The following is a 24258-nucleotide window of genomic DNA, read 5'->3' as shown; positions in this document are numbered from 1 at the left end:
TTTATCTCCCTGCCTTTTCTAACTGTTTAGAAGAATTTACTAGTAACTGTAATTTGTTTAAAGCTGCACCAGAATCAATGCTCTCTCTAGCCTGATTCACTCCATCTAAGATGCTACCCGCTCTGCCAGCTGTATAAATTCCGATGCCTGCATTTAGCAATATCGTATCTCGATATGCTCCACTTTTTCCTTTTAAAACATCTAGAAGGATTTCCGCATTTTGTTTAGAATCTCCGCCTTTTATTGCCTCATTTGAGTAGCTAGGGAGGTTAACATCGCTAGGATGTAGAACCATTTTTTCTATTTTACCGTTTGATAAAATTACTAATTCATTATCACCTTGTAAAGAAGCTTCATCCATTCCACCAGCACCATTTAACACGACCGCTCTTCTTCTTCCTAATTTTTGTAAAACTTCAGCGAAAGTTACTGTTAAATCAGGACGATAAATGCCTAACACCTGTGATTCAAGTGCAATAGGGTTTGTTAAAGGTCCAATCAAATTAAAGATAGTGGGAATACCAAGTTCTTTTCGAACCTTCATGATTCTTCCCATCTTTGGCTGTACATGTTGTGCAAACAAAAAGGTAATACCTACTTCCTCTAATTGCTGTTCGCATTGTTCTGGTGTCATTTGCAGCTTAATACCAAGCTTTTCAAGTACGTCTGCACTCCCTGTTTTACTTGATACACTTCTATTTCCATGCTTTGCTACAGGAATACCTGCACCTGCAAGTACAAAAGCAGATGTACTACTAATATTAAAGCTTTGAGATCCATCACCACCTGTTCCACAGTTATCCATACAGCCTAGAATAGAATTAGAAAATGGTAGTGTTTGTTTTCTAACTGCTTTTACAATTCCGACAATTTCTTCTACTGTTTCGCCTTTCATCTTTAAACTTGTAACAAAGGAAGCTATTTCAGTATCAGTTACATCCTCCGAAAAAAGGTGGCCTGCGGCACTTTCCATTTCAGTCTCAGATAATGATTGTTGCTGAATTAGTTTTTCTAAGTATTTTTTCATTTTGACACTTCCTTTCTTGTTTCCAGGATAAAGTTTTTCAGTAATAGTAAGCCTGTTTCTGTCCCAATAGATTCAGGATGGAACTGGAAACCATATAAAGGATATTCTTTATGCTTCATTGCCATAATTTCATCATCATCCTCTGAATAAGCAAGAATAGTAAACTCATCACTTAACGTATTTTTATTAATTACTAATGAATGATATCTCATGACCTCAAGCGGTTTTTCTTCATCAAAGAAAATGGAAGTTGTTCTTAATCTTGATGTTTTTCCATGCATAATATTTTTAGCTCTTATCACTTCCGCTCCAAATGCATAACCAATTGCTTGATGACCTAAGCATATTCCTAAAATAGGATATTCTTTATGCAATTCTTGAATAAGGTTAATCAAGATACCAGCATTCTCTGGTCTACCTGGTCCTGGTGATAATACAATATACGCTGGATTTAGATCTCTAATTTCTTCTACTGTTATTTGGTCATTACGGACAACCTTTATTTCTTCTCCTAGTAAGCCCAAATATTGATATAAATTATAGGTAAAGGAATCGTAATTATCGATTAATAAAATCATGTTGTCCCTCCAAGAAAAGTCTTAATTTATGAATCGTTTCTTCGTACTCTTTTTCTGGAATAGAATCATATACAATCCCAGCTCCTGCTTGAATATATGCTTTGTTCTCTTTGATTACCATTGTCCTTATGGCTAAAGCAAAGTCCATGTTTCCATTTTGTGATATATAACCTACTGCTCCAGAATAAATACCTCTCTTAACACCTTCTAACTCATTAATAATTTGCATAGCACGAATTTTTGGTGCACCAGATACGGTTCCTGCTGGTAAGCATGCGACTAATGCATCTACACTAGATAAACCTTCTTTTAACTGACCACTAACTTCCGAAACTAGATGCATAACATGTTTATATTTTTCTACCTTTATATACTTATCTACTTGCACACTTCCAAAATGACTTACTTTTCCCACATCATTTCTTGCTAAATCCACAAGCATTTTATGTTCAGCTAACTCTTTTTCATCTTGTAATAAATCACTTTCATATTCCCTATCTTGTTGTAAGTCTATTCCTCTAGGTCTAGTACCTGCAATTGGATTGGTTATTACCTTTCCATTTACAACTTTTATTAAGCTTTCAGGAGAACTTCCAAGGACCGCATACTGTTCAAAATCAACGAAATACATATATGGTGATTGATTCTTTATTCTTAACTTTCGATAATAAGAAAAGCTTGATCCTTCTATGTTTGCTGTCATCCTCTGTGATGGAACTACTTGAAAGATGTCACCCTCTAAAATATACTCTTTTGCTTTCTTCACTCTCTGTTCAAATTCTTCTTTTGAGATATTTGGTGTAAATGCTGAGATTGAAACTTCTGGTAGCTCTTCACGAACGGGAGCACTTATTTCAAGTTTCCTTATTTGTAAACGATGCTTTAGTTGCTCTATTGTTGTAGTTTCTAATAACGGATAAGCTACCAAATAGACTTTTAATTCCAAATGATCAAAAACTACTAAATCTTCAAAAAACATAAGATGCACATCTGGTACACCAATCTCATCCTTTGACTCTGGACCAATATTCTCGTATGCTCGGATATTATCGTATCCAACATATCCAAAAGCTCCTGCATGGATAGGAAGATCAAATGGAAGTGATAAGGTCTTCTGTGGCATTAACTCTTTTATTAAATCTAAGGCTCTTGTACTTCTTAGTTCCTTTTCCTCTCCTCGAACAATGGAAGAGTTCATCCCATTACCAATCAGTTCATAAGATGGATCGCATCCAATGATAGAAAATCTTCCTGCATCCTCATGCTTCATGGAGCTCTCTAATAAGAATTTCTTCTTTCCTGTTAATCGCTGATAGATACTGATTGGTGTTAAAGTATCTCCTTCCATTTCTTCTAGTAAAAATGGCAAATTAGTTGATTTCGTCATTTTATTTATCCTCCTTGTCATACAGTGCTTGTTTGAAAAAAAAAAAAATCGTCCTCTATTTGTATATTTCTATACAAATAGAGGACGATTATAAAACCGCGGTACCACCTCAGGCTTAGAGTGTATAACACTCTCTCTTTTTAGAGTACTTAAAAGTACTCTGTCCCGTTAACGGAGGATACCGTTAAGCCCTACTACGATGTTCAGGCTTTCACTCTGAAGTCCATTCCGTGAATAGCTGTATCGGTTTGCACCAACCACCGACTCTCTATAACAGCGTACACTCACTTACTACTCTTCATCTATGCTTTAAGTTATAATATTTAAAAAAAGAATACAAAAAGGGCTCTCTCCTATAAAAAGGACGAGAAACCCGTGGTGCCACCTTCATTAGCTTTTGTAAAAAAAGCTCACTTTAAGAAATCTGTATAGTCATACAAATTTCTGTCTCTTATAACGATGAGACGTTCGCTAAAGCCTACTACATAACGGTTCGGTTTAGTGGCTCAGAAGTCCATTCCCTTTATTCTTTACACTGGTTTACACCAACCACCAGCTCTCTTTGGTATCAACTAAAGGTACTACTCTTCATCACTGCCAATTAATATGTTAATTACATAATATTTGTATCTGAAGAAAAAGTCAATGCTTTTTACTCAGAAATTTTTTCTAGCTTGCTCATTGCTTTTTGGTATCTATTTCTCCAATCCTCTGCTAACGATGGAATCAATAAAAGCTTCTCCATTGCAGCATAGTTCTTTTTATCAAGTAGCATTATCTTTGTTGCTTCCAAAACGTTGTATTCTTCTTGCATTCGTTCAATTAACTGAAGTTCTGAATCTTCCCGAACGATTCCTTCTTCTAGAACTCGAAGGAAATAACCAGTTAAACATGTTTCCACTATTTTTGGTAAGAAAGTATTAATGCCGTTAAATTGAGAAATAGTAGAGCACGGAATTCTTCCTTGTGTTATTTGTACAACAGCAGTTCCTAAAGAAAATATATCTCCAATATATGTATCCTTCTCTATAAAACCCGTCCCACATACATTTTCACCAAAAACAGGTGGTTTTAACTTCGTATTAAATTCTTTTTCCCATTTTGCATAGTGTTCGAAGGGATAATAACAAACGGCACGATCAGGTCCACCATGAAAAGAAGGATTTGCTACACCATCCCCAACAAAACCATCTACTGTTAGCTTCACTTCTTTCACCTGAGTTTTTCCAATAGCTGACACAATTGCTTTTTCTCTCCATAAAAATTCCTTTTCCTTACCAACACTTAATGCCACTATATTAGTCAAATATTGTCACCGCCACTCTCTTTTATTTCAATATCATAACATAAAATGTGATAGCAAAGAATGAAAATCCCCTACATTGTCCATTTTTTGGATATTGTAAAAAGAAGTAAATTATCTCTGAATGGAACATATTAAATATAGTTATTACTTCAAAGGCAGGGAGAAATTCATGGACTATGTGAATGAGGATAAAAAACTTAAAGATATCTCGCAGAAAGTACAAAAAACAGCTAAGAAAAAGAATGTTAAAGTTTCAAAAATGGCTGTATTTTCCCTTTCATCCATACCATTAGTTATGACACTTGGTAATAGTATGTTAATACCTGTGCTACCTTCTATGGAGAAACAACTAAATGTATCTTCCTTTCAAGTAAGCATGATTATTACGGTATATTCTTTTTTAGCTATTCTACTGATACCAGTAGCAGGATATTTATCAGATCATATAGGTAGAAAAAAAGTAATCATACCTAGTTTAATCATAGCTGGTATAGGTGGGGCTATTGCAGGTATTGCCGCATGGATGTTAGATAACAGTTATTGGGTTATAATAATCGGACGAGCTCTACAAGGAATAGGAGCTGCTGGTGCATTTCCAATAGTACTCCCACTAGTAGGAGATTTGTTTAAGAATGAAGAAGAAGTAAGTAGCACTCTAGGCATTATTGAAACGGCCAATACATTTGGAAAAGTATTAAGCCCCATATTAGGAGCTGTACTAGCAGGATTTATCTGGTATATTCCTTTCTTGTCTATTCCAGTGTTTTGTTTGCTATCCATCATTCTCATTCTTATTTTTGTTAAATCTCCTAAAAATAAAGATAAACCATTGCCTTTTAAAGAATTTATTAAACATACAAAAGAAGTAATCCAACAAGATAAAAAATGGCTGTATGCCATTTTCTTAATTGGAGCCATTGTCATGTTTGTTTTATTTGCAGAAATGTTTTACTTATCAAATATTCTAGAGAAAACATACCATATTAAAAATATTAAAAAAGGCTTATACTTAGCTATCCCATTAGGCGCATTGTGCATCACTTCCTTTATTACAGGAAAAAAGATAAAGAAAGATAAAAATCTAATGAGATGGATAACCGTAATAGGGTTAATATTGATTATAATTGGAACGATTGCTTTAAATTTTTCTGATAATATGTGGTTCATCATTATTTTCTTAACTATAGCTGGAATCGGAATTGGTGGAAGCTTACCTCCACTGGATGCTCTGATAACAGAAGGAATTGAGAAAGAAGAAAGAGGAACGTTAACAAGCTTATATAGCTCGATGCGTTTTATTGGAGTAGCTGCAGGTCCTCCTTTAATGGCCCTATTTATGAAGCATATCAGTCATATACAGTTTTATATATTATGTGGAGTAACTTTGCTTGCAGCACTCGCGGCGTTCTTTCGGTTAAAAGATATTGATGATGGCAGTGAGACAGAGTAAGTAATAAATAAGAAAATTATTATGAGGTAGAGCAGTAGGAATGATTTGAATTCCTTCTGCTCTTTATTCTTTATTTTGCAAAATTAGATTGACTTTCTATATAAATTCCGGGGTCATTCGTACATGTGGTTTATTTATGTTACTTAAAATAGGATTTACTTGTATACAAATAAACACGGTTAAAAGAAATAACCGTGTTAAAAAAATTAACAATCACTATGTTTATTTATGTGCAGTGGTGGTGGGATAAGCCATCCTTTTTCTTTATTCAATCGGAGTACTTTTGCACCAAGAGAAGCCTTTTCGTTATGAAATTGACCGTACATCATCGCAACGTCTTCTCTAATAGATTTACCCATTACTTGACTGCAAGTAACTAATCCTGCAGCTATATCAGCAGAAAGTGTTGCAGCAATTGCTGGATCTGGTAATCTCGCACCTACTGGGATATCTTCTAAACAAGCTTCCGGAGGCTCTGGAGCAGCAGGTGGTAATCCAATGCCATTTTCTTTTAATAGCTCTTCGATCTGCTTTTTTTCTTGCTGGCAAGTTTCAATTGCTTCTAATAATAATTTCTTTAAATCCTCATCTCCTGCATGGTTCAGCATTGTTTGGTAACCTGCAATCATGCTATTTCCAACTTGTTGAGATGCCCAAATATCAAATACTTCTCCATAATGTAAAGGTTCTTTTTTTGGATTTCCAGATAAAATTCCCATCATTATCCTCCTAGATGAATCTAAAAGATTCACTGCTATTTAAGTGCCAATAGCCTTTAAGCACTTTTATAGCTTGTCTGCATTCGAAAGAATTATGTAATTTCCATATTAATATTTATGATTTTTTTGTAACTTATAGTTAAAATACCCCTTTATAATTGCTTGATGTAAAAAACTATCATTTCTTATCTCAGACGTATCAAGTTTCCTTGTTAATCTTACCTACAATAGCTAATAGTAGAAGAGATAAGCGAAAGACCCTTGATCCCTTTTAGAATCAAGGTTCCACATGTAAGTTTTTTCTTTATCAATGAAATTTCCAAAGTGTACCTCTTATTTAATAGGCTAAACTACCCTCTGGGAAATATCTAAATTCAAGTAGATTATTCGATGGATCCGTTAAGAAAAAATTGATATGCTCTCCTTGTTTACCTTGGTGATGTACCATAGCATCTTTAAAAAACAGTAAATTACGTTCTTCTGCATTTGCTAAAACTTGATTAAAATCTTCTCTGTCTAAAAATGTCAGTCCATAATGACGTGAATACATTTTGGGCTCAAAATCAATCTTATCTGGATTTAAGTGGCAAACCAATTGATCACCAAAAAAGTTGAAAGCTACCTTATCATGAGACTTCCTGACTAGCTTACACCCAAGCTTTTCGTAAAAATCTATTGTTGCTTCTAAGTCCTGGCAGGGAATTGCTAGATGAAAAATCTTATTTGTCTCCCACATTCACTTCCATCCTCTCGTTAGTTTAATACTTTTTTTCAATAAGAATGATACACTCATGCTACTTCAATCAGTATATAGAACAGATTGTTAAGAAGTGCCTATCCTCTTTTTTTTAGAACGTCCCTCCTATATTTGGACTTTATAAATAGCATAATTTATTACATTTTTTTGACATGTATTTAATTACTTTTTCATAAGATGTACAAGTTGTTACTAAGAAAAGTGGTGTTTGATTCTTGAATATTAGTATTTTAGTTGGTTACATATTCTTGGGGTTTACTTTAGCAGCACCAATTGGACCAGTAAATTCCGCGCGACTAGACAAAGGAATAAAAAATGGTTTTTGGCATGCTTGGATTGTTGGGGTAGGCTCTATGATTGCAGATGGAATTTTTATGATGATGGTTTATTTTGGGATGGTTCATTTTCTTGAAATTCATGTGGTGCAAATTTTCCTTTGGCTTTTTGGTGGATTCATTCTTATATACACAGGGATTGAAAGCATCAAAAATGCAAATCAAATTACATTGATTCATAGCAGAGAAAAGGAATCCTTGTTTAAATGTTTTCTTACAGGTTTTATTATGTCCATAACCAGTCCTCTTTCCATCCTGTTTTGGCTAGGAATATATGGTTCAGTGTTGGCAAAAACAGCTCAGATGAATGGAACGGATATACTTATTATTTATAGTAGTATGATTTTTCTTGGTCTCACTCTATGGGATGTTCTTATTGCTGCATTAACTTCAGGTTTTCGCAAATTACTGACTATTAAAAGCTTAATTCTTATTTCCATTATTTCTGGCATCTCATTAATTGGATTTGGTTTATATTTTGGATATCAAGGTATAATAGCTTTATAGCTCTTTCTTTTATATCAATACAATAGAAAACGAAGTAATTAAAGTTATTATTCAGAAAAAGATATTAATATACTAGGCTACGGAGACTCTATTTTTGCATAAAAAAGGACCGCTCTTTTTGAATGAGCAGTCCCCAAAAGACTTATTTCTGTTCTACTGGTTTCTTTAATATTCCTAGTAATACTGCTGCAACAACTGCACCAATTACTACTGCCAGTAGATATAACCATGCACTACCGTCAACTAATCCGAATACGAAGATACCACCATGTGGAGCACGTAGTCCGATTTCGAAGAGCATTGTTAAACCACCAGTGATTGCTGCACCGATTGCAACTGAAGGGATAACACGTAATGGATCTGCTGCTGCAAATGGAATTGCTCCTTCTGTAATGAAAGATAATCCCATAATGAAGTTTGTTAAACCTGCATCTTTATCACGTTTTGAGAATTTGTTTTTGAATAATAATGTTGCTAATGCAATTGCTAATGGTGGAACCATACCTCCAGCCATAATAGCTGCCATAGGCTCATAAACGCCGTTAGCAATTAATCCTGTACCAAATACATAAGCTGCTTTATTGATTGGGCCACCCATATCAATTGCCATCATCGCACCAAGAACAATCCCTAATATAACAGCGTTTGCTGTTCCAAGACCTGTTAACCATTCTGTTAAGCCAGTATTAATAGCTGCAACAGGGTCCATAATCACATAATTCATAATCATTCCAGTTAAGAAAATACCTAATAATGGATATAATAGTATCGTTTTAATTCCTTCTAAAGATCTAGGTAACACTTCTAATAACTTTTTCAGACCTACAACTAAATAACCTGCTAAGAAACCACCAATTAATCCACCAAGGAAACCTGCTCCACCTTGTGCTGCCATAAAACCTGCAACCATACCAGGTGCAAAACCAGGACGATCAGCTATACTCATCGCAATAAATCCAGCTAATACTGGTACAAGTAAAGCAAATGCATTATCTCCACCGATGTACTTAATTACTGCTGCAAATGCATTGTAAGTAGGATCACTTTCAACAGAAGAGTTGTAACCAAACATGAACGAGATTGCAATTAAGATACCGCCACCTACAACAAATGGTAGCATATTAGATACACCGTTCATTAAATGTTTGTAGATTTGGCTTCCAATACCTTTTTTCTCCCCTGCATGATCAGAATTTGAGCTAGAAGATCCACCTTGGTATACTGGTGCTTGTTGCTTAAGAGCACGATCAATTAATTCTGCTGGCTTTCTAATACCATCTGCTACTGGCGTTTCAATTACATGCTTACCATTGAAACGATCCATTTGAACTTTTGTATCTGCTGCAACAATAACTGCAGTTGCATTTTTAATTTCTTCGTCTGTTAATACATTTTTCGCTCCGCCTGATCCATTTGTTTCAACTTTAATGTCTACTCCTAGTTCAGCAGCTTTTGCTTTTAATGAATCTGCAGCCATGTAAGTGTGAGCGATTCCTGTTGGACATGCTGTAACCGCTACAATAAAGTTCTTTTTATCTGCAATATTTTGTTCTTCTTCTTTTTCTTCTACATCGTAACTATCAATAACTGAAATAATTGCCTCTTTTGAAGTTGCTTCTAATAGCTTAGCTCTCACTTCTTCTTTTAAAAGTAATGTAGATAATCTAGATAATGCTTCTAGATGTGTATTATTAGCCCCATCTGGTGCAGCAATCATGAAGAATAAGTTAGCTGGTTGACCATCTAACGATTCATAATCAACACCACTTACGGAACGACCGAATGCGATAGCAGGTGTTTTTACTGCTTTTGTTTTAGCATGAGGTATTGCGATTCCTTCTCCAATTCCAGTTGTGCTTTGCTCTTCTCTTTTTAGTATAGCTGCTTTATATTCTTCTTTATCTGTTAATTTACCAGCTGTGTATAATGTATCAACTAATTGGTTGATCGCTTCTAGCTTTCCATTTCCTTCTATATTTAAAAGGATAGTATCTTGCGTTAATAGTTCTGTAATTCTCATAAAATAACGCTCCCTTAAATTAATCATTTACTCACTTTGTTCTATTTTTTTTACAAAGTGATTTCCGTTTATTGTATAACTACTTGTGGTAATAAAGCTTCGACTTTTTCTTTCGTGCATAATCCAATAGAAAATGCAGTTGCACTTCCAGATGCAATACTATATCTGAATGCTTCCTTCATATCTTGAGTTTCTTGATATTTAGCTAAAAAGCCTGCAACCATACTATCTCCCGCTCCAACAGAACTTTGTACTTGCCCTTTTGGTACGGTACTAATAAATACATCATGCTGGTTAATGAACATTGCTCCATTTCCAGCAAGAGAGACTATCACATTTTGAGCACCCATTTCCAGAAGTTTTTTCCCATAAGGTACAGCTTCATCTGGTGTGTTTATCGTTACTCCGAATAACTCTCCAAGTTCATGATGATTTGGTTTAATTAAGAATGGTTGATAAGGAAGAACAGCTTTCAATAATTCTCCTTCAGCATCTACTACAAAAGAAACATTATTACTCTGACATATTTTAACTAGTTCTTCATAAGTAGTTTTCGGCAGAGTTGATGGTACACTTCCTGCCAAAACTAGTAAGTCTTCAGAAGTAAGTGCTGATATCTTATTCTTCAATTCTTGAAACTTTTCTTCTGAAATAAAAGGACCACTAGCATTTAGTTCTGTTTCCGTATCTGTTTTCATCTTTACGTTAATTCTCGTATCTTCTTCTACGGCAACAAAATCTGTCTCGATACTTTCTTCTAACAATTGATTATTGATGTAGTTACCTGTAAAACCTCCTATGAAACCAAGAGCTTTACTAGTAACACCCATTCTTTTTAATACTCTTGAAACATTAATACCTTTACCACCAGCAAATTTGCTTGTTGTTTCAATACGATTTAGTGCTCCTAAATCTACTTCCTGTAGCTCTATAATATAATCTACAGAAGGATTTAGAGTTAGGGTATAGATCATTCCTTCACAACCTTTATAGTAGTTTTGCTTGAATAGATCTCGCTCACTTCTTCATCAAGGACGTTTGTAATAATAGAAGCTTCATGCAAATCAGCAATTTTGGCAAAAAAGACTTCTGAAAACTTGCTGTCATCTGTAATAAAAAACGCTTCTCTTGATAATTCTAAAGCTCTTCTTTTAACCATAGCTTCCTCTTGATCTGGTGTAGTATACCCAAACTCTGCATGTATACCATTAACCCCCAGAAAACATTTATCAAAACGATAATTATCTAAACTTAACATTGCGCCACGACCAACAAGTGCATTTGTTCTTTCTTTTACATATCCACCTAACAGGTATGTTCTCACACCATTTTCTAATAGATGGGACAAATGCATTAGTCCATTCGTTACAACCACTATATCTTTCTCTTTTAAATAAGGAATTAGTTCTGTTACTGTAGACCCAGCATCTAGGTATAAACAGTCCCCTTCATCTACCAAACCAGCAGCATATTCTGCTACTAATTTTTTCTCATGAAGGTTTTTGAATGCTTTCTCACTCATGCTCGGTTCACTAATTTTCCCTTGTAACCTAGCAGCTCCTCCATGAATTCTTTTTAGAAATCCTTCTTCTTCTAACTGAGTAAGATCTCTTCTAATGGTTGATTCAGATGTATTGGTTAAGTCAATTAGTTCTTGAATTTTTATAACGCTTTGTTCTTTTAAAAGCCTTAGTATAAGTTCATGCCTTTCAGGTGTTAACATTTTTTCACATCCTCCCTTTCTTTCTGAGTATGTGTTGTCTTTGTATCCTTAGAATACTGTAAACGATTTCAAATAGCAAGCATTTTCTTTCAAAAACAACCAAATAATATCATACTTTTAGTAGTTTGTGAATGTTTTTGATTATATCTAAATATTCAAACTAAAAAATCAAACTATTTTTCTTTTATTTTATCCGTAAAGCTTGAATTTATTTAACAAATTTACTACTTTATGTTATCCTTTTCACTATGACATATGATTGCTAAATTTGGGTATCTTCACTAGATTTGAATATATAACTCTAACCCTATTAAAAATAGAATAGGACATGATAGATATACCATGGCAGTTACCAATCAAAATCATTCAAACTTAAGAAAAGGAACTCAACAGCATGAAAAATATTTCTTCCTATTACCTTACATTTATTAAAATTCTAATTACAGTTGTCGTCTTGTTTGCTATTTTCGGAACTTTAAATGACGCCATTATTCAACTAATAACAGGATCCTCGTTTCCTGATGCCAGTTTCTTAAACAATCAAAAATATTTAACAGGATTATATATACTTCAACACATTGGTTTTGCATTTATCTACTTTGTACTATATAAGAATCATTTACAATTTCTTGGCTTTGGTAAGAATAAGAAAGCAAAAAAATTGTCGCCTCTATGGTCTAAATATTTATCTATATTTGGTATTGCTTTTATACTATTGTTTTATATGGCACTATTATTTTAATAAAGCTATAAAGTACATGGTATTAAAACACTTAGGGATCAGAATAATTATTCTGATCCCTGTTTTTGTGAATTTTTTGTTATGATATTCCATTATAAAAAAGGATTATCCAAATATTTCGTGTATAGTATATTAAGCGGTGATTAAATGAACTGGTTGATTGTCTTATTTTTACTTTTTGCACTAACTGGATTGGTATTGACTGTTTATGGATGGAATAAACCATCTGTTCTTGCCATGTTCTTTGGAATATCATTGTTAATGATACCTATTTTCTATGCTGTTAAGTGGTTAATATCTTTTATTCGAATGATTTTTATCTTTATACGACGTTGATTCAATAATTCAATTTATGCTATATTTTAAATTCGCATAAACAAATATTTAGACATAGTTTACATAATTATATTATTGATAATAATTAAAAGTTTAGTTTAATAGATAAGTATTGCATCTAATTCCAGTGATTTTGTCATTATAACCTAATAATTGCTGTATCATGTATTCGGATATTGAAGCATAACTCTCAAATCCCTTATAGATAAGTCTGTATATTCGAAACTTACTAATGTAAATTCATTTGACTACTTGTACGTAAATGTTATAGTTAATTTTAAATTTATGATATTACTTTCTCCGCTACCGATATTGTAGAGCTGGTAATATACGTCCAAGAATAGCTTTCCCCTGCTACCGTTTTGGCAGGGCTGAGCTATTTTTTATTATCATAGTATTTATACCAATCATATGTTTTATTCACTTCTACACTATACTACTTGACGATATGTAATTCTTTTGATTTCACACAAAAACTCACTATTAATTAGAATCATTTTCTTCTAAAAAGTGAGTTAGGTAATTGGTATTTAGTGCATATGAATAATAAGATTCTTTTGGACGTATATAAATAAAATCAAATTTTTCGTAAAATGAACATGCCTTTTCAGTTGATTCAACAGTTACTAATGCACAACCACTCATTTCAGATATCTTAGCACTATGATATAAGGCAGCTGTTAATATATAAACTCCATAGTATCTTTTTCTATATCTACTATCTACTCCTATATAATGTAATCTAATTGCCGGAGTCTCTTTGACTCTATCTGGTAACGCTATGTCCATTTGCTTATTCATTTTTATAGTATCATTAAACAATGAATAAAACCCGATTAGATTCTTATCCTGATCGAAGAATAACCGGGTTCTAACTAAATTTCTTTCCATTATAAGCTTCTTCTTTGAGAAAATTCTCAACTTGAATTTCATCTTTACATTGAAAATCCTGCAAGTTCTCAACGTTGTTAATATTTAGATATTCCTCAGATATATTATCGAACATAAATACCTATTATTTATCTTTTTTTTCTTTATAATGTTTAAACATATTCTCAACGAATTTACTAGGTTTTGCAGGGTTAATTATCATGTCTGTAAATTTCGCATATTCTTTTTCTGATACAATTGTTGATTCAATTGGTTTTGTCATCATATCTTCTTCCTCCTCACAACACACAATCATCACTCCTTAAATAGTTCATCTTTATCTAACATATTAAACGGAGTTAATATTTGTACCTCTATAAAAATTATAGACATTTTCTCAATGTAATGGAATGTTTCGTCTAAAAATAACATATAATTTATATCTCACTTATAATTTCGACAATTACTTCCTAAGCTTCTTATAAACTTGCAATAGTTTTAAAAATAACCCCGATATACTTTCTTTATTTCCCTTTAAACGATCACCACGAAACTATAAATATATATACATCTTCATCTACTGCTAAATCCCAATATGTAACTCCTCCATTTTCAATTCTACTCATTTTTCTTTCGTCATATTGGCCATATCATGATTTTATTCTATTGTGACATTACTCACTACACTCTGCTTTTATTAGATTCCATACAGTTAAAATGAAAGACTTCCAATATTTAAATGGTACTGTAGACTTTGGTCCAGGAAAAACAGGAAACCCTTGAGAATTGAACGGAATCGTGGTAACTGAGTGGACCTTACCAGCTAAAGCTCCATTTTTAACTGCTAAGTATACCTTAGCGTTATTTGGTTTAAAGACCTGAACCTCAATTCTTCCTGTTTTAACATTTTTTCTTGTTGTAGGTCTCTGCAAATAGCTCCTCCATATGGGGGGTTATTATTTTTAGTTGCATATTGAATTTCGTCTTTTGAAGCAGGTATATCAATAATTTCTTCATGTGGTTCATTAATACTGTCTATATCGCTATCTTCTAACAACTCAGGCGGTATAGTTTCTAATTCATCTATATTAATTTCTTCGTAACTTTTTGTGTCAGAAGGTTCCTGAAGTATATATTCCGATTCAGTTATATCAGGATTTTGTAGATGGATTTGTGGTTCACTTGAGCTAGCTGCATTAGTGTAATTCACATTTAAAAAACTTAAAATTAATAAAAACGGTAATGAAAACGCTGTAATTTTTGTTAAGAATTTTTTCACAGACTCTTCCCTTTAATAGAAATTGATATATTATTGTAATAAGTAAGTATATTACATTTAAATACATAATATAACATTTTTAGTAAAAATAAATACTTTTTTGGATAAAGGAGATATAACTTTATGAATATTTGGAAAGAAAAAGAAAGTAGCTATACTTTAAATAAGCTAACTAGTAAAGAAATTGATCTTGCAGAAAATCATTTTAAAGTAAAACTTCCCAAAGCATATATTGATTTATTAAAGAAAAAGAATGGAGGATACTTACTTTATAACACTCTACCTATTTCTCTTAATCGCTGGGAAGATGATAATTTTATTTTAATAGATCACTTATTAGGGATTAATAAGAATGAAGGAATCATGGAAACAGATTATTTCGTTAAGGAATGGGAAATCAAAAGGAAAAATATAATTTTATTAAGTGGAGATGGACATGAATGGCTAGCTCTTGATTATAATAGTTCAGAAGAGCCTAAGATTATATTTATACGAACAGATGAAGATCTGGTAATACCACTTTATGATTCCTTTGAAAAAATGTTAGAAAACTTATATATTCAAGAAGTGGAAGAAGATGACGAAGAAGATGGTTTTATTACAATTACCTTGGAAGAAGCTAGAGATTTAATTGGAAGTGGAAATACTGACAATATTATAACTGGGTTAGCAGCATATCATGATAAGATTTTTGAGGAAGAAGTTTTGTTTGAGTACCTTAATAATATTAACAGCTTACTTGAACATAATGATTCTATAGTAGTTGAATATGCGGGAGAAAAAATTTATAGTGTAATAACTGATGGATATAACGTTCCTAAAGAATTTATAGATAAAATCCAGGTAATATTTGAAGAAAGTGACAAGCAAAGCTTTAAAACATATTTGATGTTAATTAACAATTATCTAAATGAGTAATTATAAATTTTTGTACCTTACCCTACAAATAGGGCAGTTTATGTTTGTACTTCCTCTAATTCTTCCTATTTATAAATAGTATTTCTAGAAACTCCTTCTTTTCTTTGAATATCTTGAACACTCTCTTTTACTTGTGTAAACGTACTATTTAAGCTTCTTTGTTGTTCCCAACTAGATTTTTCACTATTTCAATTGCATTTGTTATATTACTTATATCTTGTTGATTTATTTGTATTCGGTTTTCAGCTACCTCATCTGTGGGTTCAAGGCTTTGTTCATTACCCTCAGCTCTTCTAAATATAAGAGCTAATAATTGTCCTTTTAGTTTCAAGCGGTCACACTAATATTTTATTTATTAAAAACATAATTTTAGTTAATGTTTGATTTTATCAACTATTAATTAATAATCGTTTTTAGATTATCTGCAGAGAGAGTAACCTCTTCAAACGCTTCCCCTATATCGTTTACTTCCTTTACAATCTTAACAATCTTATTTTGAATCTTATTGTTTTGCAACATTGTTTCGCTCATTGCATGTAATATTTGATTGAAAAGGTTTTCTGTCGTTTGCATATTAATATTGCCATTCTCTACTTCCTTACCAATTTTTGAGATAATATTTGTGAACTTTTCTACATGGGAATTAATATTTGAAATTAAGGAAGAAACATCTGATACTGAATCCTTGGTTTCCTTTGACAACTTACGTATGCGTCCGCTACAACTGTGAAGCCCCTTCCATATTCCCCTGCCTTCGCAGCTTCTATTCCTGCATTAAGAGAGAGTAAATTTGTTTCGTCAGAAATACTAGTATTCATCACAACCACATAACTAATTTGGACAGAAGAAAGGTGAGCCAACATTTCCTGTAAGTCCACCCTGTCAACTTCCAATGCTTCTTCATTTAGTTTGGCACCGCTAATTCCTTCATCTCTAAAAATATGTATCAAGCTCATGCCTTGTTCTTACAATATGCTTTGATTTCATCTTCTTGATATTTCAAACTATATCCATCTCTCGCTTGCCCTTGAGTGGAGACTCGTATATACCCAACAACATTCATCTTTTCACCCTCCCGTTACATAAACTTTAATTTTCGTAACGCTTTTTAACGAATAGCGAGTATTATACGACCGTCTCTTGTAAAAATACAACCCAAAATTTATATGCCAAAGGCAGTAAAAGAACGTCCTTTAACGTTACCTGTTGTTTATCGCCACGAGCTTTGTCAATCTCGTTAGTTTGTTAGACAATCCATGTCATAGGCTACACCTGCCATGTAAAATGTCATCTCTCCTAATTTTCGCACTTTTTTTACTATCCAAGTATTAAACCGATACTCCATGATGGTACAACCATCATGAGCTTTCGATTCTCAAACAAATTATTTTCTTATTTTCTCACTCATATATCAGCTAATTTAATATGAATTAAAATAAAAAACCTTGAAAGACATTTAGCCATTCAAGGTGATTGAATTCGTTTAAACTATTTATATTTTAACTGTGCTCTTTATCAAGACCTCTGTAATAAAAAATCCAATTAGCTGTTACTATCTCTTGCTTCTATGAATTCTAAAAACGAATCTTGCAGTTCTCCGTCCGTATCAATAGAATCGAGCAGTAATTTAGGTTCTAACGAACAATCTTTTAAAGTCGAACTTCCATCAATTACACCTAGCATGTTTGAAATTGTATCAATCATGGTTTGTTCAATTATTCTCATTAAAGTATCTTTATTTTCGTCAGTTAAACTATTGTAAAAACCAATAGCTTTTTTCCAATAATCATCTGTTTTAGAAGTAACATTCGTTGTTTCATACAAGTTCTTGTATAGTTGAAGGTTCTCTTTAACGATAGTCTCATAAAGTGATTTAACAAAAATATCATTCATTTTACTTCCTCATTTCTGGATACATTTTTTTGTTTAATTCTATAAGTTCTTTTAAAGTAGAATTCGGTATGTCATCATAGACTCTTCTAAGTTCCCTAATATCTCTTGCCAATAACTGTCTAGGATCATCTATTCCTTTTGTACTTCTAGAAACTATTCCATTAGGTCCTTTAATGGTGTGACCCACCTTTGGAACATTAATTGCAGGTGCCGTATTTAAGTCATAATTATCTACTAATTTTTTCATTGCTGCCTTCTGTCCTGCATGATGGGCATCAAGTCCTTCTACTCCTTTAATATCTATATATGCTCCAACTTGATATTTACCCGTACCCTATGTTGTAATCTTAAAAGCTGCTAATAAAAAAGCAACCTATCTAAAACTTTATAAAACTATTTCTTTCTCTTTTATTATCGGTAATTCATAGGCTGTTTTATGCTTCATCATGCCATATAATAATATTCACAAGCCTTCTCATAATGCACACCAATGCTTGCCCCTTTGTTTTTCCTTCTTTTAGTTTCTTTTGGTAGTAAGCATAAAACACTGCGTTACGTGGCAGTTTACTTCCTTTTGCTACTTGCACTTGTTGGACTGCGAGGTTGTAAAATATAGCGTGATGCCTGGCATGGAGTCTAGCTGAAAGTCTAGTAAACTCATTAACTCTTTTAATTCTCTTTCCACCTTGCCTATTTCCTGCTTTCCAAATAAAATATGGCGCACAGTACTTTCTACCAAAAAGTTTCTTGTCTTCTGATGTTCTTTTGTTGTATTCCCATCCTCTTTCATTAGCTTCAGTATTTCATTGGCTTTTTTCACCGAACACGTATTATTGCTCACTTCTAATAAGAAGGTGGTTAATTGTTTTATACTCACACCTTCTAAACAAGACGGTGAAGGATAACGTTCCCAAAAAGCCAATGCTGTTTTTCCATCCACTTCTGAAAAAAACTTTTTATAGCTAGGATAATGGTGGTTCAATTGAATATGTAGTTGGTTCTTTAAAGCACCTTGTGCTTTCACCAATGCATTTCTTCTAGTGACCAATTGTTGTATTGACCAAAATAAATCATTCGGTTTCGCGTCAGGTAAATGGTTCAGTTGGTTCAACAAAATGCGTGCCACACATTCTGCATCCCAGCTATCACTTTTTTGTGTGGTCATATGGCTTTTTCGTTCAGCGTATGAAAGAGCTGGGTTTACTTCTTTAACAACCTGTCCTTGATCGGTTAAAAATTGTGCTAACGATCGTCCATAGCCACCTACATCTTCTAAACCAAATACAGGTGTCATTCCTTCTTCTATTAGTTTATCAATATCCAATAAAAAAGTTGGGAAGGCAGACGGTTTATTTTCAAATTTTATTTCCTTTAGCTTCTCTTGCCAACAATTAATGACCACTGCCACATGGTGTTGCTTATGCAAGTCTACACCCACATAAATGTGTTTCTGTTTTTCATGCATGGTTCATCCTCCTATTCAGTTGTCAATTATTGAATGAAAATGCCGGCAACCTTAGTTCGAACGTTCACTATCCGGTACGCATTGGTACGAAAGCCTATCCATTTTCATCTTTACATAGGAATATATAAGAAAATGAGTCCCTTTTTTAAGTAACTTCTAAATTATTGCTTCATGTTTTCCATTTGCTTGTATTTGCCCGTATGTATATATCCCTTGATAAAAACTTTCTCGGTCTAATATTCGCTTCACTTGTACTTTCGTAAATGCTTTCCCTTGGGTTGTTTGATACCCTTCTTCATTCAATGCTTCTGCCAACCTAGACAGTGACCAATTCTTATATTTTTGTTTAAGTTGAAATAATCTTTTTACTACTTCTGCATGCCCGTTATGTATTTTTAGTTCTTTATCACCCTTTTGTTTGATATAGCCAAATGTCGCTCTTCCTCCTGCATATCCACCTTCCTTCGCTTTCTTGTTTCTGCCTTTCGTTAGTTTTAGGGCAATTTCAAGCCGTTGGTATTGGTCTAATAACTCCATTAATCCGTTGACCAAAAAGTCGTTCGGGTCTTTCTTATGGATACTGTAAAATGGTTGTTCAATACTCTTAATATCACAACCAAATTTCTTCAACTCTCCTTGTATCAACACTTTTACAATATCTGACCGCCATAATCGGCTTGTGTTCAGCACCACCACATAATCAATTTGGACAGACGAAAGGTGAGTCAACATCTCCTGTAAGCCCACCCTGTCTATTTCGAATGCTTCTTCATTTAGTTTTGCGCCACTAATTCCTTCATCTCTAAAAATATGTATCAAGTTTAAGCCTTGTTCCTTACAATATGCTTTAATTTCCTCTTCTTGATATTTCAAGCTATATCCATCTCTTGCCTGCCCTTGAGTTGAGACTCGTATATACCCAACAACGTTCAACTTTTCACCCTCCCGTTACATAAATTGTAATTTTCGTAACGCTTTTTAACGAATAGCGAGTATTATACGACCTTCTCTTGTAAAAATACAACCCAAAACTTTAAGCCAAGGTAGCACAAGCAAACACTTTCACGTTATCCATTGTTTATCGCCACGAGCTTTGTCAATCTCGTTAGTTTTTTACCCACTCCATATAATAACTACCCCTGCCTTGTAAAATGTCATCTCGCCTATTTATCGTACTTGTCACTTTATCCGAGTATTAAAACCAAACTCCATGATGGTACTACCATCATGAGCTCTCGATTCTCAAGCAAAACATTTTCTTATTGTCTCACTCAATTATCAACTGTTTTAATATAAATTAAAGTAAAAAACCTTGAGAGGCATTTAGCCAATCAAGGTCCTTATATTGTGCTATATCTCTTAAATACCTATATCTAATAAAAAATTTATAAAATCATAAGCAGGCAATTAAGATTCAATAGTTGTTCGATCAACAAAATTTTGATTTTCTTTAATAATCATTCTTGAAAGTCGTCTTCCTGCTCTCTTAAAGAAAAATTCATCAGCGAACTCTTGTGAATCAATTTGCGATAGTTGGTTGATAACTCCATTTATTTTATCATATTCAATTCGTCCCATTAAATCTTCATTCGGCCCATATTGATAAACCACCCTCTCTTCATCCTCAAATTCCTTCAACATTAAAACATAAACTGCCATGAATCTTCACTCCTCATAGTTTTTCTCCCAATTCCATGGTCTTCCAGATTCTATAGTTTTGTCATGAGCTGTTCTATAATTAGTCTGGAATATACCCTCAAATTTTGACTCGAAAATTTCGTGATGTAATAATTGTATATCAGAATCTACTTGTTTCCCATCTATCAATCTTTGCCATGCTTGAGCTAGTTCGTAATCCGGATCAAATCTCCCAACTCCATAATCCTTTATATGAGAGTTATTAAAAACATGATCTTTAATCCTTTGTATTCTAGCAACAGAAAAGCCTGTATTTTTAGCAATTGCATTCACATCTTCTGTTCCTAGATTTCTAAATTTTTCATACATTTCTTCTGCAATAGCTTCTTCCTTAAAGAACTGCTCTGGGGATATATTTCTTCCACCAGTTTCAGCATATTGTATAGAATTACCCGTACCCTTAGTACCATCCCCGGTTCCTTTATTCTGATTCTTCCCATCAAACCGAAAAACAACCGAATCAATCCGATCCTCCACAGCCGACCGACTAAACACATTAATCGGCACTTGATTCGCCATACCCACTTGTAAGTTATGGTTAGGAATTAAGGTTCTACCAAGGAAGTGATTCACATCTTGAACCAACTTGTTTCCACTATATTTTACGTCTCTATACCATTGTACCGTTTCTCTCTTTATTCCTTCAAATACTTTGTTGTTTTGAACGAGTTCTTTTGTTTTTATCGCAATGGACGGGGATACTCCATTTGATTTGATAGGGGTCCCTTTATCCACTTTTAGTAGTTTAAGATATTTAGTCTGTCCTACATACGGAATAAGAGAAGTTGCTGCCCCTCCGGCTACGTACATAATCCCTTCTTTTTCTGTCGTGTCTGATATGGATTGAGCTACAGATTCTAGGACGATAATAGGATCATCTATAATTTGCTCCAGCGTTTCATTAAAGGTTTCTATTCTGGTAGTGGAAGCATTTTTAATAAATTCTGGTTCCACGGAGTCTGGAATAATACCTGATGTGGCAATGATTCCTGCATCTACCACTAGACTGATTAGCCCTTCTGCTATTTCGTAGATAGCTACACCTAGACCTTTTACGAAGTTCCAAGCTCCTTCAGCCGTTCCCGAAACAACATCCCCAACTCCTTCTAAGAAACTTGTATAAGTTTTCTTAACCGCATTGGCTTTGCTGGCATAATCATCATCTACATTCTCAAACTTCTTCACTTTCGAATCATAAAGATCCCATAATGATTCCATTTTCTGTTCCAGTATTCGTTTCGTAGAGTTCAGGTCACTTCGTATACCTTCTATCCGTTGCTTATTATAGCTGCTTCTCTCTTTTTCTTCTGGCGTCACATCGTCAAACATACTGAATAAAAAGCTCGGGGACTTATTTGTTTCTAGTTTTGCACGAAGGAGATGACTATTTAAACCCGATTCCATCTGTGATAGATTCCACCAGATATCATTGCAATCCACCCTCATCATACTGTTTCTCGAAAGCGGACTAATATAGGCAGTAGAATCACTCACATAGTTCTCAAATAAGGTTAGAAGGTCATCTATCTGATTTTCATAGCTTTTAATGTGCTTCTTCGACTTCTGCATCCGATCATCCCAAGCATCCAGACTTTTTCCTTCGTTATTCTCTACATACCCAGCAATAATCTTTAGAGAGTCATCCATCTGATGTATGGCATTCTTGTATGTATGCAGCTGTTCGATAATCTGATCTAGGACGACATAATTGATTTGTATATCTCTCTTCATGACTGACCAATCTGAATCATCTTGCCTACTTTTTCATCTGTAGCTAGTATCTTTTTTCCCAGTGCATGAATGTCTTCCAAACTCTTTGCCCTTAGGTATAATAAACTTCTTAAAAGGACGAATTCAGCCTTAAGATCTAAATCTGCAAATTCATCGATTGCCAGACGGTATCTAACTTTTAATCCATTTGATAAAAAGACTATTATCTGCGTTGCACTCTCCATAGCGAGTGTTATTAACTGCTTTCTATGTTTCAAATCTCTCACTTCCCTTCCTGGTCTTTCACATATATATAATTATAAATGAACAAAATGGAAATTGTATGGTAAAAAATAGCTAAATCCTTTAGGTACTGTCTTTATCATTAGATGAATCACCTGATATTGATGGTAATTTACTATCCTTAAATCTGTAATAAACTTTACTACTTCATAGCCTTATAAATAGGAAACTCTCTTTTAACGTTTTAATGGTACAACTCATTTTCACTGACTCAAATGAGTCTCCTTGCATTTTAGAGAAACCAGTTCGGAATTGATTTAATAAAGAGAAAATGAGTTCAATAGCTTCTGGATTGGAAGTACGCACAAACTCTGCTAGGATGTTTGTTTCTAGTAATGCACTTGGAATGATTAAGTAGTTTAATTCATTCCCTTCTTCTGGCTTGTTGTACTTCTCTACATCTTTCAAAATGGTAACAGGCATGCCAGCATGATCAATGGTATCCTTGATAAAATGGTTTTTTTCTAACCAGCACTTTCCACTATAAAGGGTACTATAGGAGATATTGAGTTTTTTAGACCAATAGGCTAAATTATATTCTCTTAAGATGCCACGGCTGTTGTTTTCTAACTCTAATTGTTTAAACATCGTTAAATAGACCACGTAACTGGATGCAGTTGGACGGGAGAAGGACTCATCTCTTATAAAACGAAACTCATTTAAGATAGCTTGGTGCATACGAAACCCATCAATAGCGATTTTATTTTTAGACATGCTTCTCCCCTCCTCATACTTTTGGTATTTTCTTAGTATAGCAAAGTCCTATGTCACTAAATTCCCCTCTTTAATTAGCGAATTTCCAAACGTGCACAAAACCTTGAAACCGTTGGGGGACAAGGGATGAAAAATTCCCAAAAAAATATTTGTGTGACAGGAAACGTCAATCACAACCTTCTTTATAAGGCAGCATATCGCCTATATATTAAGGTTTTTTGGTTAGTTAGAATGGAGATCTTAGAAAAAAGCCTAAAACATGCACAAATTTTTGTGCATGTTTAGGTGAGAGGAGACGTCATTATTAAATGATTTATTGTTTTTGTGCATGTTTCTCCTTTTATTAGTATCTAAGGTGATAAACCATTATAATAATTTTGTTAACTTAGTATTTATATAGAGGTAATTTATCTTGTTTTTCCTTAAAATAAGTCACCTAATATTATAATCTGTGCATACTGTGAAAGAAAACGTCATTTCTTTGTGCATGTTTTAAGACGGTTCATTAGAATGTATAATGG

At 33.6% G+C, this 24258-nt stretch carries 26 protein-coding genes, 2 pseudogenes and 2 other annotated features; of the genes and pseudogenes, 5 read left to right on the top strand and 23 right to left on the bottom strand.

Annotated elements, in window-relative coordinates:
- Position 1: 1 nt before the first annotated feature.
- From trpD to F9279_RS01695, 4 genes are all read right to left on the bottom strand, one after another.
- Complete coding sequence (gene trpD / locus F9279_RS01710) at positions 2 to 1027, bottom strand: anthranilate phosphoribosyltransferase (RefSeq protein ID WP_152110890.1); 1026 nt, start codon at positions 1025 to 1027, stop codon at positions 2 to 4.
- Positions 1024 to 1605 (bottom strand): anthranilate synthase component II, encoded by a 582-nt coding sequence (locus F9279_RS01705; RefSeq protein ID WP_152110889.1) that lies wholly within the window; start codon positions 1603 to 1605, stop codon positions 1024 to 1026. Before F9279_RS01705 ends, trpD begins: the two co-directional genes overlap by 4 nt.
- Positions 1586 to 2992 carry an anthranilate synthase component I gene (gene trpE, locus F9279_RS01700; RefSeq protein WP_152110888.1) on the bottom strand — a complete coding sequence of 469 codons (1407 nt, stop codon included), beginning with the start codon at positions 2990 to 2992 and terminating at the stop codon, positions 1586 to 1588. The genes F9279_RS01705 and trpE overlap by 20 nt, the downstream gene beginning before the upstream one ends.
- Positions 2993 to 3069: 77 nt before the next feature.
- Positions 3070 to 3306, bottom strand: a binding site (T-box leader).
- Positions 3307 to 3349: 43 nt separating this feature from the next.
- Positions 3350 to 3596, bottom strand: a binding site (T-box leader).
- 48 nt (positions 3597 to 3644) lie between these two features.
- Positions 3645 to 4298 (bottom strand): MOSC domain-containing protein, encoded by a 654-nt coding sequence (locus F9279_RS01695; protein WP_152110887.1) that lies wholly within the window; start codon positions 4296 to 4298, stop codon positions 3645 to 3647.
- Between the two features lie 169 nt (positions 4299 to 4467).
- On the opposite strand from F9279_RS01695, the gene F9279_RS01690 reads away from it, so the two are divergent.
- Positions 4468 to 5748, top strand: a complete 1281-nt coding sequence (locus tag F9279_RS01690; protein ID WP_152110886.1) for an MFS transporter — start codon at positions 4468 to 4470, stop codon at positions 5746 to 5748.
- 206 nt (positions 5749 to 5954) lie between these two features.
- Here the strand turns inward: F9279_RS01690 and F9279_RS01685 are convergent, their stop codons facing one another.
- Together F9279_RS01685 and F9279_RS01680 are read right to left on the bottom strand one after the other, a co-directional pair.
- Positions 5955 to 6467, bottom strand: coding sequence for a DUF3231 family protein (locus F9279_RS01685; RefSeq protein ID WP_152110974.1), 513 nt, complete (start codon positions 6465 to 6467; stop codon positions 5955 to 5957).
- Between the two features lie 337 nt (positions 6468 to 6804).
- Positions 6805 to 7203: a VOC family protein gene (locus F9279_RS01680; RefSeq protein WP_152110885.1), complete on the bottom strand. Its 399-nt coding sequence runs from the start codon at positions 7201 to 7203 to the stop codon at positions 6805 to 6807.
- A gap of 236 nt (positions 7204 to 7439) precedes the next feature.
- Between F9279_RS01680 and F9279_RS01675 the strand changes: the two genes are divergently transcribed.
- Entirely contained in the window at positions 7440 to 8066 is a 627-nt protein-coding gene (locus F9279_RS01675; RefSeq protein ID WP_152110884.1) for a LysE family transporter, read from the top strand.
- A gap of 142 nt (positions 8067 to 8208) precedes the next feature.
- On the opposite strand, the gene F9279_RS01670 is transcribed toward F9279_RS01675, so the two are convergent.
- From F9279_RS01670 to F9279_RS01660, 3 genes are all read right to left on the bottom strand, one after another.
- The gene (locus tag F9279_RS01670) at positions 8209 to 10086 is read right to left on the bottom strand and encodes a fructose-specific PTS transporter subunit EIIC (RefSeq protein WP_152110883.1); all 1878 of its coding nucleotides are present in this window, start codon (positions 10084 to 10086) and stop codon (positions 8209 to 8211) included.
- Between the two features lie 68 nt (positions 10087 to 10154).
- Positions 10155 to 11060: a 1-phosphofructokinase gene (gene pfkB / locus F9279_RS01665; protein ID WP_152110882.1), complete on the bottom strand. Its 906-nt coding sequence runs from the start codon at positions 11058 to 11060 to the stop codon at positions 10155 to 10157.
- Entirely contained in the window at positions 11057 to 11809 is a 753-nt protein-coding gene (locus tag F9279_RS01660; RefSeq protein WP_152110881.1) for a DeoR/GlpR family DNA-binding transcription regulator, read from the bottom strand. The genes pfkB and F9279_RS01660 overlap by 4 nt, the downstream gene beginning before the upstream one ends.
- A 394-nt stretch (positions 11810 to 12203) precedes the next feature.
- Here F9279_RS01660 and F9279_RS01655 point away from each other — a divergent pair, with 394 nt between their 5' ends.
- Together F9279_RS01655 and F9279_RS01650 are read left to right on the top strand one after the other, a co-directional pair.
- A complete protein-coding gene (locus F9279_RS01655; protein WP_152110880.1) occupies positions 12204 to 12551 on the top strand; it encodes a hypothetical protein in 348 nt (115 codons plus the stop codon).
- 147 nt (positions 12552 to 12698) lie between these two features.
- A complete protein-coding gene (locus tag F9279_RS01650; RefSeq protein ID WP_152110879.1) occupies positions 12699 to 12887 on the top strand; it encodes a hypothetical protein in 189 nt (62 codons plus the stop codon).
- 483 nt (positions 12888 to 13370) lie between these two features.
- On the opposite strand, the gene F9279_RS01645 is transcribed toward F9279_RS01650, so the two are convergent.
- The 3 genes from F9279_RS01645 to F9279_RS01640 all read right to left on the bottom strand — a co-directional run bounded on the left by F9279_RS01645 (position 13371) and on the right by F9279_RS01640 (position 15036).
- Entirely contained in the window at positions 13371 to 13778 is a 408-nt protein-coding gene (locus F9279_RS01645; protein ID WP_193224393.1) for a GNAT family N-acetyltransferase, read from the bottom strand.
- 124 nt (positions 13779 to 13902) lie between these two features.
- Positions 13903 to 14043, bottom strand: coding sequence for a hypothetical protein (locus F9279_RS24855; RefSeq protein ID WP_193224392.1), 141 nt, complete (start codon positions 14041 to 14043; stop codon positions 13903 to 13905).
- 558 nt (positions 14044 to 14601) lie between these two features.
- Complete coding sequence (locus F9279_RS01640) at positions 14602 to 15036, bottom strand: hypothetical protein (protein ID WP_152110877.1); 435 nt, start codon at positions 15034 to 15036, stop codon at positions 14602 to 14604.
- Between the two features lie 123 nt (positions 15037 to 15159).
- Between F9279_RS01640 and F9279_RS01635 the strand changes: the two genes are divergently transcribed.
- Entirely contained in the window at positions 15160 to 15954 is a 795-nt protein-coding gene (locus F9279_RS01635; protein ID WP_152110876.1) for an SMI1/KNR4 family protein, read from the top strand.
- Between the two features lie 148 nt (positions 15955 to 16102).
- Here F9279_RS01635 and F9279_RS01630 read toward each other — a convergent pair whose 3' ends face one another.
- The 11 genes and pseudogenes from F9279_RS01630 to F9279_RS01580 form a co-directional block, all read right to left on the bottom strand.
- Positions 16103 to 16285 carry a hypothetical protein gene (locus tag F9279_RS01630; protein WP_152110875.1) on the bottom strand — a complete coding sequence of 61 codons (183 nt, stop codon included), beginning with the start codon at positions 16283 to 16285 and terminating at the stop codon, positions 16103 to 16105.
- Positions 16286 to 16350: 65 nt separating this feature from the next.
- Positions 16351 to 16656: a hypothetical protein gene (locus F9279_RS25515; RefSeq protein ID WP_152110874.1), complete on the bottom strand. Its 306-nt coding sequence runs from the start codon at positions 16654 to 16656 to the stop codon at positions 16351 to 16353.
- Positions 16611 to 17017: pseudogene (locus F9279_RS26045) on the bottom strand (methyl-accepting chemotaxis protein). Before F9279_RS26045 ends, F9279_RS25515 begins: the two are co-directional and overlap by 46 nt.
- 479 nt (positions 17018 to 17496) lie before the next feature.
- Positions 17497 to 17847, bottom strand: a complete 351-nt coding sequence (locus F9279_RS01615; RefSeq protein WP_152110873.1) for a transposase — start codon at positions 17845 to 17847, stop codon at positions 17497 to 17499.
- A 1-nt stretch (position 17848) separates the two neighbouring features.
- The gene (locus F9279_RS01610; protein WP_226793104.1) at positions 17849 to 18094 is read right to left on the bottom strand and encodes a hypothetical protein; all 246 of its coding nucleotides are present in this window, start codon (positions 18092 to 18094) and stop codon (positions 17849 to 17851) included.
- Between the two features lie 138 nt (positions 18095 to 18232).
- Positions 18233 to 19312 (bottom strand): annotated as a pseudogene (locus F9279_RS01605) (IS110 family transposase).
- Between the two features lie 156 nt (positions 19313 to 19468).
- Positions 19469 to 20245, bottom strand: coding sequence for a recombinase family protein (locus F9279_RS01600; protein ID WP_152110871.1), 777 nt, complete (start codon positions 20243 to 20245; stop codon positions 19469 to 19471).
- A gap of 474 nt (positions 20246 to 20719) precedes the next feature.
- Entirely contained in the window at positions 20720 to 20971 is a 252-nt protein-coding gene (locus F9279_RS01595) for a hypothetical protein (protein ID WP_152110870.1), read from the bottom strand.
- Between the two features lie 6 nt (positions 20972 to 20977).
- Positions 20978 to 22741 carry a hypothetical protein gene (locus F9279_RS25505; RefSeq protein ID WP_226793102.1) on the bottom strand — a complete coding sequence of 588 codons (1764 nt, stop codon included), beginning with the start codon at positions 22739 to 22741 and terminating at the stop codon, positions 20978 to 20980.
- Positions 22738 to 22965, bottom strand: a complete 228-nt coding sequence (locus F9279_RS01585) for a hypothetical protein (RefSeq protein WP_226793100.1) — start codon at positions 22963 to 22965, stop codon at positions 22738 to 22740. Before F9279_RS01585 ends, F9279_RS25505 begins: the two co-directional genes overlap by 4 nt.
- 205 nt (positions 22966 to 23170) lie before the next feature.
- Positions 23171 to 23737 (bottom strand): hypothetical protein, encoded by a 567-nt coding sequence (locus F9279_RS01580; RefSeq protein ID WP_152110868.1) that lies wholly within the window; start codon positions 23735 to 23737, stop codon positions 23171 to 23173.
- Positions 23738 to 24258 lie beyond the last annotated feature (521 nt).

The organism is Bacillus sp. B1-b2 (assembly GCF_009183415.1).
Taxonomy (GTDB): Bacteria; Bacillota; Bacilli; order Bacillales; family Cytobacillaceae; genus Niallia.
Note: the sequence above shows the minus strand (reverse complement) of the source record. Positions and strands in the feature narration are given on the sequence as shown.

What these genes read in the sequence shown, in the direction of transcription:
- F9279_RS01610 (WP_226793104.1), bottom strand. Translation starts at nt 18,094, where the DNA reads ATGAAAAAATTAGTAGATAATTATGACTTAAATACGGCACCTGCAATT.
- F9279_RS01595 (WP_152110870.1), bottom strand. Translation starts at nt 20,971, where the DNA reads ATGGCAGTTTATGTTTTAATGTTGAAGGAATTTGAGGATGAAGAGAGG.
- F9279_RS01690 (WP_152110886.1), top strand. Translation starts at nt 4,468, where the DNA reads ATGGACTATGTGAATGAGGATAAAAAACTTAAAGATATCTCGCAGAAA.
- F9279_RS01655 (WP_152110880.1), top strand. Translation starts at nt 12,204, where the DNA reads ATGAAAAATATTTCTTCCTATTACCTTACATTTATTAAAATTCTAATT.
- F9279_RS24855 (WP_193224392.1), bottom strand. Translation starts at nt 14,043, where the DNA reads ATGATGACAAAACCAATTGAATCAACAATTGTATCAGAAAAAGAATAT.
- F9279_RS01660 (WP_152110881.1), bottom strand. Translation starts at nt 11,809, where the DNA reads ATGTTAACACCTGAAAGGCATGAACTTATACTAAGGCTTTTAAAAGAA.
- F9279_RS01585 (WP_226793100.1), bottom strand. Translation starts at nt 22,965, where the DNA reads ATGGAGAGTGCAACGCAGATAATAGTCTTTTTATCAAATGGATTAAAA.
- F9279_RS01645 (WP_193224393.1), bottom strand. Translation starts at nt 13,778, where the DNA reads ATGGAAAGAAATTTAGTTAGAACCCGGTTATTCTTCGATCAGGATAAG.
- F9279_RS01615 (WP_152110873.1), bottom strand. Translation starts at nt 17,847, where the DNA reads ATGAATGATATTTTTGTTAAATCACTTTATGAGACTATCGTTAAAGAG.
- F9279_RS01635 (WP_152110876.1), top strand. Translation starts at nt 15,160, where the DNA reads ATGAATATTTGGAAAGAAAAAGAAAGTAGCTATACTTTAAATAAGCTA.
- pfkB (WP_152110882.1), bottom strand. Translation starts at nt 11,060, where the DNA reads ATGATCTATACCCTAACTCTAAATCCTTCTGTAGATTATATTATAGAG.
- F9279_RS01650 (WP_152110879.1), top strand. Translation starts at nt 12,699, where the DNA reads ATGAACTGGTTGATTGTCTTATTTTTACTTTTTGCACTAACTGGATTG.
- F9279_RS01670 (WP_152110883.1), bottom strand. Translation starts at nt 10,086, where the DNA reads ATGAGAATTACAGAACTATTAACGCAAGATACTATCCTTTTAAATATA.
- trpD (WP_152110890.1), bottom strand. Translation starts at nt 1,027, where the DNA reads ATGAAAAAATACTTAGAAAAACTAATTCAGCAACAATCATTATCTGAG.
- F9279_RS01580 (WP_152110868.1), bottom strand. Translation starts at nt 23,737, where the DNA reads ATGTCTAAAAATAAAATCGCTATTGATGGGTTTCGTATGCACCAAGCT.
- F9279_RS25505 (WP_226793102.1), bottom strand. Translation starts at nt 22,741, where the DNA reads ATGAAGAGAGATATACAAATCAATTATGTCGTCCTAGATCAGATTATC.
- F9279_RS01705 (WP_152110889.1), bottom strand. Translation starts at nt 1,605, where the DNA reads ATGATTTTATTAATCGATAATTACGATTCCTTTACCTATAATTTATAT.
- trpE (WP_152110888.1), bottom strand. Translation starts at nt 2,992, where the DNA reads ATGACGAAATCAACTAATTTGCCATTTTTACTAGAAGAAATGGAAGGA.
- F9279_RS01685 (WP_152110974.1), bottom strand. Translation starts at nt 6,467, where the DNA reads ATGGGAATTTTATCTGGAAATCCAAAAAAAGAACCTTTACATTATGGA.
- F9279_RS01680 (WP_152110885.1), bottom strand. Translation starts at nt 7,203, where the DNA reads ATGTGGGAGACAAATAAGATTTTTCATCTAGCAATTCCCTGCCAGGAC.